The following is a 13,054-nucleotide window of genomic DNA, read 5'->3' on the forward strand; positions in this document are numbered from 1 at the left end:
ACTTTTTAAATTAATAATATTAGCAGATTTTATGGCAGCAGCAGATAAGGAAAAACAAGCAAAATTAAAGGCATTACAACTTACATTAGATAAATTAGACAAGACGTATGGTAAAGGTTCTGTAATGAAATTAGGAGACGTTGTTACAGAAGATATAGATGCTATTTCTTCAGGTTCTTTAGGATTAGATTTAGCCTTAGGAGTAGGTGGTTATCCAAGAGGTAGAGTAATTGAAATTTACGGACCAGAATCTTCTGGTAAAACAACACTAACCATTCATGCAATTGCAGAAGCACAAAAAGCAGGAGGAATTGCTGCTTTTATTGATGCAGAACATGCTTTTGATAAATTTTATGCAGAAAATTTAGGGGTTGATATCGATAATTTAATCATATCACAACCTGATCATGGTGAGCAAGCTTTAGAAATTGCAGACAATTTAATTAGATCTGGAGCAATAGATATTGTAGTGATAGATTCTGTGGCAGCTCTTACCCCAAAATCTGAAATTGAAGGAGAAATGGGTGATTCTAAAATGGGTTTACATGCTCGTTTAATGTCTCAAGCCTTACGTAAATTAACAGGAACCATTTCTAAAACCAATTGTACTGTTATTTTTATCAACCAATTAAGAGAAAAAATTGGAGTAATGTTTGGAAATCCAGAAACTACAACTGGTGGAAATGCATTAAAATTTTATGCTTCTGTAAGATTAGATATTAGAAGAAGAACCCAAATTAAAGATGGAGATAGAGTAATTGGTAACAGTACTAAAGTTAAAATTGTAAAAAATAAAGTGGCACCTCCTTTTCAAATTGCAGAGTTTGATATTATGTATGGTAAAGGAATTTCTAAAGTTGGCGAAATTTTAGATATTGGTGTAGAATTAGGAATCGTTAAAAAAAGCGGTTCTTGGTTTAGTTATGGAGAAACTAAACTAGGGCAAGGAAGAGATGCTGTAAAAGGTTTAATTGCAGAAAACCCTGATTTAGCAGAAGAATTAGAAGCTAAAATAAAAGATGCTATTGAAAATCAAGAATAAACCTTAGAAGTTCTAACTAATTTTATAAACTGCTATGGATAGTAATTAATCTATAGCAGTTTTTTTTATTTTTATTGATGATTAATATCTCTCCAAACCTACAATTAAGAAGAATAACTTCTAAAGACACAGAAGTATTATTTAAGCTGATGCAAGAAATTTATCCACCAGCTTACAAACATTTTTGGATAGATGGTGGAGATTGGTATGTAAAAACTCAATACTCTAAAGAAAACATTTTAAAAGAACTTTCTCAAAAAAATACAGACTACTATTTTATACTTCTTAATGATGAAATTGTGGGAAACTTTAGAGTTGTTTGGGATGAAAAACTAGAAGGTTTATTAGAAGAAAAACAAGTAAAATTACATCGTATTTACTTACACCCAAAAACACAAGGAAAAGGTTTGGGTAAAAAATTACTTTTTTGGCTAGCACAAAAAGCTACAGAAAAAGACTACAAAATTATTTGGTTAGATGCTATGGATGCACAACCACAAGCATTTCAGTTTTATAAAAAACAAGGCTACAAATATCATTCTCATACTTTTCTTCCTTTCAAAAATATGTTAGATGAAGTTAGAAAAATGAGTCAACTTTGTAAACAATTATAAAACTTTACTCTTTAGATAGTATTTTTACCAACCAAAGAATTAAATAAGCACCAATACCAAAACCAGCTAATAAAACTAGTAAAACGAATAAAATTCTTAAATTTTGTGCTGTAAAATTTGTTTTGGTACTCAACCATTCACATACTCCTAAAATCATATTTTTTTATTTTAAACTTATTAATTTTTTCAAAAATGTCAGTTTGAGTGATTTCGAATTTTCATCGAAATTGTATCAAGAACTAATTAAGTATTTCTATACTCCTGTACTTCCAAAACCACCTGCTCCACGTTTGGTTTCAGACAAAATTTCTACTTCTTCCCAACTTACTCGCTCGTGTTTCGCAATAACCAATTGTGCAATTCTTTCGCCATCATTTACCACAAAATCTTCATTAGAAAGATTGACTAATATTACCCCAATTTCTCCACGATAATCTGCATCTACAGTTCCTGGAGCATTTAAAACAGTAATCCCTTTTTTAGCTGCCAAACCACTTCTTGGTCTTACTTGTGCCTCAAAGCCAACAGGTAAAGCAATAAATAAACCTGTTTTTACAATAGCTCTTTCTAAAGGTTTTAGAACCACAGGTTCATTAAGTTCAGCTCTTAAATCCATTCCTGCAGCTCCTTCTGTTTCATAATTAGGTGTTGCGTGTTTCGATTTGTTAATTATTTGTACGTTCATTTATAAATTGAATAAAAAAGTAATAGTTTCTAAAAATTCTGCTTTCCAAAAAGCTTCTGTATGTTTTCCTTCAGGAACTATTTTTGTTTGTATATTTTCTTGAGGAAATCCTTCATTTACCAATAATTTAGCCATATTTTTTGTGTCAGGAACCATAGAATCTCCTTCTTTTCCACCAACTAATAAATACAGTTTTGTATTTTTTTGATTACCATTTTCTTTTGCAAAATCATTTACTTTATCAGAAAACCAAAAAGATGTAGAAAGTGCGCCAATTTTACCAAATGTATCTGGGTATTTTAAACCTCCATAAAAAGAAATCAATCCGCCTAAAGAACTTCCTATAATTGCAGTATTTTCTGCAGCCGGTTTTGTTCTGTAATTAGCATCAATATATGGTTTTAAAGTATTTGCTAAAAAATTTACATAAATAGCTCCTTTTCCTCCTCCATATTTTTTATGTTTCCAAGGTGTATATTCTTCAATTCTTTTTTCGCCACCATTTTCTACACCAACTACAATAAAGCTTTTACCTGTTTTTTTAAAAAGTTTATTTAAGGTTTCATCTACAGCCCACTCACCAACAAAAGAAGTTTTATCATCAAATAAATTTTGTGCATCATGCATATAAATTACTGGGTAATTTTCTTTTGATGATGCATAGTTTGGTGGTAAGTACAACCAAACTTTATGAGAAATTTCATTTAAACCATCTATAATAAATTCTTTTTTAAGAATAGAAACATTGGCAGCTTTGGTAGATTTTCTTTCCTCAACTTTTGGTTGGTTATTTTCTTTTTTTGCAGATTTTTCTTGGCAAGAAATCATCAACATTAAAAGTGAAAATAAAATAAAGCTTCGTTTTTTCATAATTTACTCTTATAAGCTTTACAAATATAATAATTCGCATAAGCATTCATCAAAAGATAATAGTTTTATTATTTTTACCCTCTAAATAGGAATGATTTATGAGTGAAATGAAAAGTATAGCAGTTTTTGGTGGTGGAAGTTGGGCAACAGCAATTGTAAAAATGCTTTCAGAAAATTTAGAAGAAGTTGGTTGGTACATGCGAAATGAGCAGGCCATAGAACATATTAAAGAAAACGAACACAACCCAAATTATTTACGTTCTGCAGAGTTAAACGCTGCTCAATTAGATTTATCTTCAGATATTAATGCAACTGCTGCTAAATATGATGTTTTAATTTTTGCAATTCCGTCTGCTTTTTTGATGAAAGAATTAGAAAAATTGACGACTTCATTAAAAAATAAAATAATTTTTTCTGCAATTAAAGGAATTGTTCCAGAAACTGGTTTGATTATTGGGGAACATTTTAATCAAATCCATCATATTCCATTAGAAAATATTGGCGTAATTACTGGGCCTTGTCATGCAGAAGAGGTTGCAATGGAACGTTTATCTTACCTAACAATTGCCTGCCAAGATGAAGCAAAAGCAAAGTTTGTAAGTAAATCTTTACAAAGTTGGTACATCAAAACCAAAATTTCTGACGACATTATTGGTACTGAATATGCTGCAATGTTAAAAAACATTTATGCTGTTGCAGCAGGAATTGCACATGGTTTAGGTTATGGTGATAATTTTCAGTCAGTTTTAATGAGTAATGCTATTCGTGAGATGAAAAGATTCATAAAAAAAGTGCATAAAATGAAACGAAACATTAACAACTCTGCTTATTTAGGCGATTTGTTAGTGACAGGATACTCTCTTTTTAGCAGAAACAGACAATTTGGAAATATGATAGGGAAAGGATACACTGTAAAATCTGCTCAAATAGAAATGAGTATGATTGCAGAAGGCTATTATGCAACCAAAAGTGCCTTTAAAATGAAAGAAGAAAATGGAGCAAAAACTCCAATTATAGATACTGTTTACAATGTTTTATACGAGCATAAAAACCCTAAAAAAGAATTTAAAAAGTTAACAGATAAGTTAGATTAATTGTTTAAATTTGAACATTATTGTAATGTATTAAACAATTATTATGAAAACAATACAAGAAGTTGTAGAAAGCACTATTAGAAAAACCCCTTTTATTGAAGAAGCTTTAAACGAAAAACTGATTAATGTTTCTTCTTTAGCAAGAATTATTTTACCAGAAGTTTCAACAATATTAAAAAAAGAAGTTAAGGTTGGTGCTGTAATGATGGCTATTAACAGACTTTCTCCAGCAAGTGAACTTCGTATTAGAAAAAACATTAAAAAGCTTGCCTTAGATCTAGGTGACGTTATTGTACGTTCTGATTTGTGTGATTTTACTTTTAAAAACACGCCTTCATTATTAAAAGAAATTGCTAAAATACTAACCAAGTCTGCAGAAAATTCTGATTATTTCTTAACTGTTTCTCAAGGTATATTTGAAACAAATATTGTTACCAGTAAAAATTTACGTCCTTATGTAGAAGAAATTTTTGAAGAAGAAATGCTAACACATAGTATGTTAGATTTGGCTTCTATCACTATAAAATTACCACAAGAAAATTTAGAACAATCTGGTATTTATTATTTTATTTTAAAACAATTGGCTTGGGCAGACATTCCTTTACAAGAAATTATTTCTACAACCAACGAAATGACAATTGTTGTAAAAGAAGAAGACATTAACCAAACTTTTGCCATTTTAATGGATATGAAACTAAGCTAAACAAATTATAGTTTTATCTTGCAAGGTTTTTAAAACCTTGTAGGTATTATTACATTATAATAAAAAGTTACTCTACAGAAAACTAATGTCAAAACAAGACCCTTATGCAGCACTAAGAATAAAAGAATTCAATATTTTTTTATTTGTAAGATTTTTACTCGTTTTTGGCTGGTCTATGCAATTTATAGTCATTGAATGGCAAGTGTATTCTATAACAAAAGACCCTATTTCTCTAGGGATAATTGGTTTAATGGAAATAATACCAGCATTTTCTATGGCGTTATTTGCAGGACATATTGTAGATAAAAGTGAAAAAAGAAATTTACTTGCTAAATGTACAGCTGCATTTTCTCTAATTAGTTTAGGGTTGTATTTTTTAACAACAGAAATCGTTTTAGCAAGCTGGTCTACAAACTCTATTTTGTACGGAATTTATGCATTGGTTTTTTTCGGTGGATTTTTACGTAGTTTTTTTGGACCCACAATTTTTTCTTTAGTGGCATTATTAGTGCCTAAAAAAATATATCATAATGCTGCAACTTGGAGTACCAGTACTTGGAAAACAGCGTCTGTTTCTGGAGCACTTTTTGGAGGTTTTTTAATTGGTTGGATAGATGTTGATAATACTCTTTTACTCGTTTTTATAGTAGTGATGTTGTCTTTGATTTTTACTTTTTTAATCAAAAAGAAACCAATTTTAAACACTAAAATTGGAGAACCAATGAAAGAAAGTTTAAAAGCTGGAATTCAATTTGTATTTAAAACCAAAGAAATTTTAGGTGTTTTAACTCTAGATATGATTGCAGTTTTATTTGGTGGAACAGTGGCTATTTTATCAGTTTTTGCACAAGATGTTTTAAAAGTGGGTCCAGAAGGTTTTGGAGTTTTAAATGCTTCTATTTCTATTGGAAGTATTGTAACGATGTTTTTAACAACCTATATTCCTATCAATAAAAATACAGGTAAGAAAATGTTGATTTCTGTATTTATTTTTGGATTAAGTATTATTGCTTTTGGGCTATCATCATTGTTTTGGGTAAGTGTTTTAGCATTATTTATAAGTGGTGCTGCAGATGGAATATCTATGGTAATAAGACAAACCATTTTACAATTAAAAACGCCAGATGAAATGCGAGGTAGAGTATCATCAGTAAACTCTATGTTTGTAGGGTCTTCTAATGAGTTAGGCGCTTTTGAAAGTGGTTTAGCAGCCAAATTAATTGGGCCAGTTGCAGCAGTTGTTTTTGGTGGTACAATGACACTTTTAACAGTGGGTGTAACAGCAGTAGTAAACCCAATTTTAAGAGAATTAGATTTAACTAAAGAGATTGAGGAAAATGAGAAAAAATAAATTTAAAATTTATATAAAAACCCAAAATTAACGTTTGATAAATTTAAATTTGTAATAAAAGAATTTATAGTTTCAGCTCCTTGAAAATCTGGTTTTTCAGTAATATATGACAAAGCTCCAATACTAGCTCTTAATGAAAATTTCTCAGAAATAAAATAGTTTATACCTGGGAATACAACAATTTGAAACACATTTGATTTATAATCTCCTTGAAAACCGTTTTCAAATTTAGTAGAAACGTATGAAACACCACCACCCAATGTAAATGAAAACTTATTTTTTGTATTAAAAAAATGAATTAAACCAGCTTTAACTCCAAAAGAATTAATTTCAGATTGGTTTACTTCGCTAGAACCTACAATTAAACCTAATTCTAACGCATTAGATTCACTTATAAAATAACCAACTGTTGGTTCAAAATTAAAATTAGATTGAGATGAATTACCAGAATCTCTTTTTGCGTAATTTAATTGACCACTTAAATAAAAGTCGTTTTTTTCAAAACCTCTAAAATCATCTTTTTCTTGAGAAAAAGCGTTTGTAATAAATAGAATTAAGAGTAAAGCAGTAAATAACGATTTCATATTTTTTTTAAAAATTTTATGCGAAAGTATAAAAATATATTTAAAAAAGTCACTTCAGGTTTTTAAAAACTGGAGTGACCTTTCATAATAGTTTTATTTGAAATTATTTTCAATAACTTAACCTGTGAATTTGTGGTAAAACCTATTTAGGAATCTTTCTAAAATTACCTAAGCTCATTGTCCAATCATAAGATTTAAATTCTAAACATTTCGGTTTTTCTGGGGTAATTTTATAATTAAAAAGTATTTTTCTGGCACCACATTTTCCGCCAAAATCTCCACGAAACCAAGACATTAAAGCTACAGATGTTGCAGTTTTTGTTGCTGCATCATAAGTGGTTTGTTCTTTTAAGTACTCTGTAGTCATAAAATCGAATTCAGCATCTAAATTCTCTGAAGTATAAATAGCAACTGGAGGACAGCTTTTTGCGCCACAATTTAACACAAAATGAATGCGCCAGTCAATATCCCCATCAATACGTAATTTGCGTTCCCATTTTGGTCGAAACCATTTTCTTAAATACCCTAAACTCCATTTTATACGAGATTTTCTAATAATATCATGTTCAATATCATCAAAAGACAAAATTTCACCAGCAATTTTTACGCGTTCTTTTCCAAAAAAAGCACCTCTATCTTCATATTCTTTTGGGTTTTCTGTTAATGAAATTTGTATAAATGCATTGTAAATATTAACCCAAAAAGCTATTTTTTGTTTGTCTGTTTTAAGTTGATTAACCAATTCATTTAAAGTACTTTTCTCTAAAATTTTCACATATTTATCAACAGGTTTTTTATCGATAATATCTTGTAATAATTGTTGTGATACCTTTTCGTAGTTTATTTTGTCTTGAGAAAAAAGGAAAGAATTTGTTAAAAAAAGTGCAATAAAAAAAAACTGTTTCATATAAATTTTCGTATGTTTAAGCATGATAATTAGTGTTATAATTCCTGTTTATAATGAACAAGAAAACCTGTTAAAAAGGTTGTCGTTCTTATGCAAACAAGCTAACAAATTTCCGATAGAAATTATTGTTTCTAACTCTCCAGAAACATCTGATGAAAGTCCAGAAATTTGTAAAAATTTTGATAAAGTTACCTATTATCAATCAGATAAAAAAGGAAGAGCTGCACAAATGAATTTTGGTGCTAAAAAAGCAAAGGGCAATATTTTACTTTTTTTACATGCAGATATTCAGTTACCAGAAGATTTTTACAATCAAATTACAACAGCTATTTCTAAAGGAAATAAAGCAGGATTTTTTGCTTATCAGTTTGATAAAAATACCTTTTTACTTAACATTAATAGTAGATTTACCACTAAAGATGGATTTTTTGCTGGTGGTGGAGATCAATGTCAGTTTTTTTTAAAAGAAGTTTTTCAAAAACTAAATGGTTACAATGAAAACTATTGTATTATGGAAGATTTTGAAATGATAGACAGAATTCGAAAACATAAAATTAAGTACACAATAATTCAATCAAAAGCTACAGCTAGTGCTAGGAAATACGATAACAATTCTTGGTTAAAAGTTAATTTGATTAATGGATATGTTTTCTTAAAATATAAGTTGGGTTTTGCTCCTCAAAAATTAAGAAAAACATATAAAAGTTTACTAAGAGAAGGGGTGTAGTTATTATTTTTTAAAGTAATGATTATAAAAAACTTTAAAAATAATGTATAAAATTAGTAAACCTCCAATAAAACCAATCATAAGTATTATTTAAAAGATGTTGCTTTATCGAGTTCTTTTTCTAAATCTTGTTGATGTTTTAGTGTAGTATTTTCATCCCAAGAAAAAGATGTTTTAAATAAATTTACTACAAGTTCTTTATATAAAACTACGCTTTGTATATTAAAAAAAAGTCTGCCTGTTCTTCGCATAAAAAAGTCTGTTGGAGTACAAGCCATTTCATAGTTTATTGCAAACCAAACTTCTGCTTTGATCATTTTTTCTTGCATATTTTCATGCATCAAATCATCAAATTTTTGTAAAATAATGTCTGTTTGCTTTCCATAATTATGTACTAAATATTCTGCATCTTTTCTATCAAAATCTACCTCTGCAATTCTATTTTGAATGGCATCTGTATAACTTTTTACTTCCTCATAATTCTTAAAAGTTCCGCCAGAAAGTACAATTTCTTTGGTTTTAATTTCATTAAAAACATTATTAAATCTACGTTTGTGTTTTTTAGACACCAAATCTACAATACGTTCTGCCATTTTACGATACCCTGTTAATTTTCCTCCAGCAATAGAAATGAGTTCTGTATCAGAAACAAAAATTTCATCTTTTCTTGATAATTCTGATGCAGATTTTCCTTCTTCGTGAATTAAAGGACGCAAACCTGCCCAAGAAGAAGAGACATCATCTAAGGTTAAATGAATGTCTGGAAACATGTTATTTACGGCAGATATTAAATAAGTTGCATCTACTAAATTGGTGTTTACATCATTTTTATCTTTTTGGTAATTGGTGTCTGTAGTTCCAAAATAAGTTATTTTTCCACGAGGAATTGCAAACATCATTCTTCCATCAGGAATATCAAAATAAACCGATTGTTTTACTGGTAATTTTTCATGATCAACTACCAAATGAACCCCTTTTGTAAGGTGTAAACGTTTGCCAATTTTTGAGTGATTTGTCTGTCTTAAATCATCTACCCAAGGGCCAGTTGCGTTTACTACATATTTTGCTTTAATATCAAAACTTGTGTTTGATAAAGTCTCTTTTACAGTGGCACCAACAACTCTATTTTCTTCATAAATAAAGTTACAAGCTTCTACGTAATTTATAATTGTTGTATCGTAATTTAACGCTGTTTTTAAAACTTCTATTGTTAGTCTTGCATCATCTGTTCTATATTCTGCATAGTAACCAGCACCGTTTAAAATTTTTTCTGGCAACAAAGGTTCTTTTTCTAAAGCCTCTTTTTTTTCCAACATTTTTCTTTTGTCTTCACCTTCTACAGAAGCCAAAATATCGTACACTTTTAAACCAATTGATGTTAACCAAGAACCATAGGTTCCACCTTCAATTAATGGGAGAATCATTTTTTCTGGAACTACTAAATGAGGTGCTAATTTATGCACAATTGCACGTTCTGTACCTACTTCTTTTACCAACCAAAAATCGAATTGTTTTAAGTATCGCAAACCTCCGTGAATAAGTTTTGTAGATTTACTGGAAGTTCCAGAAGCAAAATCGTTTTTTTCGATTAAAGCGACTTTCATTCCTCTTGATGCAGCATCCAAAGCAATTCCTGCACCTGTAATTCCACCACCAATTATTAGCAAATCAAACTCTGTGGCTTGTAACTTTTTGGTAATTTTTTCTCTGTTGAAATATGAAAATGGATTCATTATTGTGATTTTACATAATTTAATTTGTCATTTCGACCTTGTGGAGAAATCTTATTATTTATAAGATTTCTCAACTTCACTTTGTTTCGTTCGAAATGACAAATGATATTTCTATTCTAAAATTTTTGTTGGTAAACCATCTATACTAGTTTGATTTCTGTCTTCCCAATATTGTTCAATTTTTTCTTGTCCTTGTTCTGCTGCCCAATCATTTAATTGATTTCTTTCTCCTTTATACTCGTAAAAAGGAACAGACATTCCACAAGAATCTTGCGCACTTTCAACTGTAATATCAAAAATTTGTCTTGCTCCAGGAATATCTGGAAATAATGAGATTGCATCTTTCCATTCTGCATCTTTTGGGTGAATTGCTTTTCCTTTTCCGTAAATTCTAAGAATGTTAGGATTGCCTTCAAAAGCGCAAAACATCATTGTAATTTTATTGTTTTCTAGAAGATGTGCAGCAGTTTCGTTTCCACTTCCTGTTACGTTTAACCAAAGAATTCGGTTTTCGTTTACTACTCTAACAGAATCCATTCCTTTTGGAGATAGATTTATTCTTCCTTCTTTTGGAGCAGTTGCCACGAAAAACATTTTTTGAGCCTCTATAAATTTTTGAACTCTAGAAGTAAGTTTTGTATAGAATTTAGCCATTTTTAATATCAATTTAAGGTTCACAATTTACAAAATATGACCTTATAAATTTCTTACCTTTAACCCAAATAAAAATCTTTTTTATGGAATACGGATTTCTTTCAGTAATACCCCCAATTGTAGCCATTATTTTAGCATTAAAAACAAAACAAGTGTATATCGCTTTGTTATTGGGGATTTGGTTTTCTTGGTTGATTATAGAAGGATGGAATCCATTAAATGGAACTTTAGCCATGATTGAAGGAATGGTTGACGTTTTCCAAGACAAAGGAAGCACAAGAACCATCATATTTAGTGCTTTGGTGGGTGCATTGTTAATTTTTATTCAATTTTCGAGAGGTGTAGAAGGTTTTATCAATATTATCAACAAAAAATTAGTAAAATATGAAAATAAGAAATCGGGTTACAGTAGAGTAATGGTTCAAATTTTGGCAACTTTTACAGGCCTTTTATTGTTTGTAGAAACAAGTATTTCTTCTTTAACAGTAGGTACTTTATACAGACCCATTTTTGACAAATTAGGAATTCCGCGTGAAAAACTCGCCTATATTGCAGATTCTAGTTCTGCACCATCATCCATTTTAATTCCTTTTAATGCTTGGGGTGCTTTTATTATGGGTTTGTTAATCACACAAGGAATAGATAAGCCATTTCCTGTTATGATGTCATCCATCTTATACAATTTTTATCCAATTTTGGCAATTGGAATTTTGTTTTTTATCATTTTATCAAGAAAAGATTTTGGTTCAATGAAAAAAGCCGAAATAAGAACAAAAGAAACAGGTTTATTAATGAATGAAGGCTCAAAACCAATGGTTTCAGATGAGGTTACTTCATTTCCGCCAAAAGAAGGAATTCCTGCAAGAGCCTATAATATGGTTGTGCCATTAGCAACTATGGTTTTTATGATGCCAATCAACTTAATATACACAGGTTGGAATGAAGTTAAAGAATTCTCATCTACTTTCGATCATATTAAACAAGCAATTGGAGCAGGTTCTGGTTCTTCGTCCGTTTTATACGCAGTAATTACAGCACTTTTAGTAGCGATTGCAATGTATATGATTCAAGGTTTTTTAAAACCCAAAGAAGCTGTAAACTTAACCTTAAAAGGAATTAGTGAGCTTATGCCATTGGCTTTATTAATGTTATTAGCATTCGCAATTGGTAATGCTTGTAAAGAGCTAGAAACTGGGGTTTATGTAGCAAATGCAACCAAGGAATGGTTATCGCCAGAATTATTACCAGCCGTTGTTTTTGTAATCAGTTCGTTTATTGCATTTTCTACAGGAACTTCTTGGGGAACCTTTGCAATTATGTTGGCGATTGCTGTACCAATGGCGAATATTCATGGAGCAGATGTAACTATTGTTGTTGCAGCCACTTTAGGAGGAGGCATTTTCGGAGATCATTGTTCGCCAATTTCAGATACTTCTATAATTTCGTCCATGGCTTCTGCCAGCGACCATATAGATCATGTAAAAACACAGTTGCCTTATGCTTTAGTTGGTGGTGCAATTACTGTTGTTTTGTATTTGATTATTGGTTATTTAATGTGATGTCATTCTGAACTTGTTTCAGAATCTTTTAAAATTAAATATATGAAAGAAAAAAATATACTTAAAAAAACCACAAAGACAATTACTGATAGTGCAGACCAAGTTTTAGAACAACTGAAAAACGGTTTTTCTAAAATTGCAGATTTAGGAACGAATACAAAAAACAAGTTTATTGATTATGTAAAAGAAGTTTTTAATGTGCTGTCTTTGTTAGAAAAAGCAGGTTTTAGAACAAACAGGTTGATTGTAGGTGTATCAATTCCTCCTTCTGTAGAAATTCATTTTAGTAGGTTCAAAGAAATAGATTCATCAGAAATTGATGCCCTTTATAAAGAATATAAAGATAAAAAAATGTTTAAGTTGATATTAAAATCGTTGTTAATGTCTAATGATTTTCAATCTAAACTATCTTCAGAAAGTTTGGTTTTTTCTGAAACCTGTATTGAGATTTCAATTCCACCAAAAGTAAGTATTAAATACTTAAATAAAGATATTGCAAATTTGATTAAACTTGAGGCTGATTTTGATTAA

Annotated in this window: 15 protein-coding genes; 8 read left to right on the plus strand and 7 right to left on the minus strand. The window is 29.9% G+C overall.

All coding sequences use genetic code 11. The annotated features are described in order from the left end of the window. Window positions 1-31 precede the first annotated feature (31 nt). Together recA and ACY2RW_RS00720 are read left to right on the plus strand one after the other, a co-directional pair. Window positions 32-1,042 carry a recombinase RecA gene (gene recA, locus ACY2RW_RS00715; RefSeq protein ID WP_490120767.1) on the plus strand — a complete coding sequence of 337 codons (1,011 nt, stop codon included), beginning with the start codon at window positions 32-34 and terminating at the stop codon, window positions 1,040-1,042. Between the two features lie 77 nt (window positions 1,043-1,119). Next, window positions 1,120-1,656, plus strand: coding sequence for a GNAT family N-acetyltransferase (locus tag ACY2RW_RS00720; protein WP_490120768.1), 537 nt, complete (start codon window positions 1,120-1,122; stop codon window positions 1,654-1,656). Window positions 1,657-1,660: 4 nt separating this feature from the next. Here ACY2RW_RS00720 and ACY2RW_RS00725 read toward each other — a convergent pair whose 3' ends face one another. The 3 genes from ACY2RW_RS00725 to ACY2RW_RS00735 form a co-directional block, all read right to left on the minus strand. After that, window positions 1,661-1,813: a PspC domain-containing protein gene (locus tag ACY2RW_RS00725; protein WP_490120769.1), complete on the minus strand. Its 153-nt coding sequence runs from the start codon at window positions 1,811-1,813 to the stop codon at window positions 1,661-1,663. Between the two features lie 96 nt (window positions 1,814-1,909). After that, window positions 1,910-2,341: a dUTP diphosphatase gene (dut, locus tag ACY2RW_RS00730; protein WP_490120770.1), complete on the minus strand. Its 432-nt coding sequence runs from the start codon at window positions 2,339-2,341 to the stop codon at window positions 1,910-1,912. Further along, window positions 2,342-3,211, minus strand: coding sequence for an alpha/beta hydrolase (locus tag ACY2RW_RS00735; protein ID WP_490120771.1), 870 nt, complete (start codon window positions 3,209-3,211; stop codon window positions 2,342-2,344). A gap of 98 nt (window positions 3,212-3,309) precedes the next feature. On the opposite strand from ACY2RW_RS00735, the gene ACY2RW_RS00740 reads away from it, so the two are divergent. From ACY2RW_RS00740 to ACY2RW_RS00750, 3 genes are all read left to right on the plus strand, one after another. After that, on the plus strand, window positions 3,310-4,305 hold the full coding sequence (locus ACY2RW_RS00740) for an NAD(P)H-dependent glycerol-3-phosphate dehydrogenase (RefSeq protein WP_490120772.1): 996 nt from the start codon (window positions 3,310-3,312) through the stop codon (window positions 4,303-4,305). 43 nt (window positions 4,306-4,348) lie between these two features. Next, window positions 4,349-5,008 (plus strand): hypothetical protein, encoded by a 660-nt coding sequence (locus ACY2RW_RS00745; protein ID WP_490120773.1) that lies wholly within the window; start codon window positions 4,349-4,351, stop codon window positions 5,006-5,008. An 85-nt stretch (window positions 5,009-5,093) separates the two neighbouring features. Next, window positions 5,094-6,359: an MFS transporter gene (locus ACY2RW_RS00750; RefSeq protein WP_490120774.1), complete on the plus strand. Its 1,266-nt coding sequence runs from the start codon at window positions 5,094-5,096 to the stop codon at window positions 6,357-6,359. 2 nt (window positions 6,360-6,361) lie between these two features. On the opposite strand, the gene ACY2RW_RS00755 is transcribed toward ACY2RW_RS00750, so the two are convergent. Beyond that, window positions 6,362-6,943 (minus strand): hypothetical protein, encoded by a 582-nt coding sequence (locus ACY2RW_RS00755; RefSeq protein ID WP_490120775.1) that lies wholly within the window; start codon window positions 6,941-6,943, stop codon window positions 6,362-6,364. A gap of 142 nt (window positions 6,944-7,085) precedes the next feature. Further along, a complete protein-coding gene (locus ACY2RW_RS00760) occupies window positions 7,086-7,850 on the minus strand; it encodes a DUF547 domain-containing protein (RefSeq protein ID WP_490120776.1) in 765 nt (254 codons plus the stop codon). A 22-nt stretch (window positions 7,851-7,872) separates the two neighbouring features. Here ACY2RW_RS00760 and ACY2RW_RS00765 point away from each other — a divergent pair, with 22 nt between their 5' ends. Continuing rightward, on the plus strand, window positions 7,873-8,577 hold the full coding sequence (locus ACY2RW_RS00765; protein WP_490120777.1) for a TIGR04283 family arsenosugar biosynthesis glycosyltransferase: 705 nt from the start codon (window positions 7,873-7,875) through the stop codon (window positions 8,575-8,577). Between the two features lie 86 nt (window positions 8,578-8,663). Here the strand turns inward: ACY2RW_RS00765 and ACY2RW_RS00770 are convergent, their stop codons facing one another. Together ACY2RW_RS00770 and ACY2RW_RS00775 are read right to left on the minus strand one after the other, a co-directional pair. Next, entirely contained in the window at window positions 8,664-10,310 is a 1,647-nt protein-coding gene (locus ACY2RW_RS00770; protein ID WP_490120778.1) for a glycerol-3-phosphate dehydrogenase/oxidase, read from the minus strand. 111 nt (window positions 10,311-10,421) lie between these two features. Then, a complete protein-coding gene (locus ACY2RW_RS00775; protein ID WP_490120779.1) occupies window positions 10,422-10,964 on the minus strand; it encodes a pyridoxamine 5'-phosphate oxidase family protein in 543 nt (180 codons plus the stop codon). 83 nt (window positions 10,965-11,047) lie between these two features. Here ACY2RW_RS00775 and ACY2RW_RS00780 point away from each other — a divergent pair, with 83 nt between their 5' ends. Beyond that, window positions 11,048-12,523 (plus strand): Na+/H+ antiporter NhaC family protein, encoded by a 1,476-nt coding sequence (locus ACY2RW_RS00780; RefSeq protein ID WP_490120780.1) that lies wholly within the window; start codon window positions 11,048-11,050, stop codon window positions 12,521-12,523. 42 nt (window positions 12,524-12,565) lie between these two features. Further along, window positions 12,566-13,054 (plus strand): hypothetical protein, encoded by a 489-nt coding sequence (locus ACY2RW_RS00785; RefSeq protein ID WP_490120781.1) that lies wholly within the window; start codon window positions 12,566-12,568, stop codon window positions 13,052-13,054.

It is taken from the genome of Polaribacter sp. 2305UL8-11 (assembly GCF_058147165.1).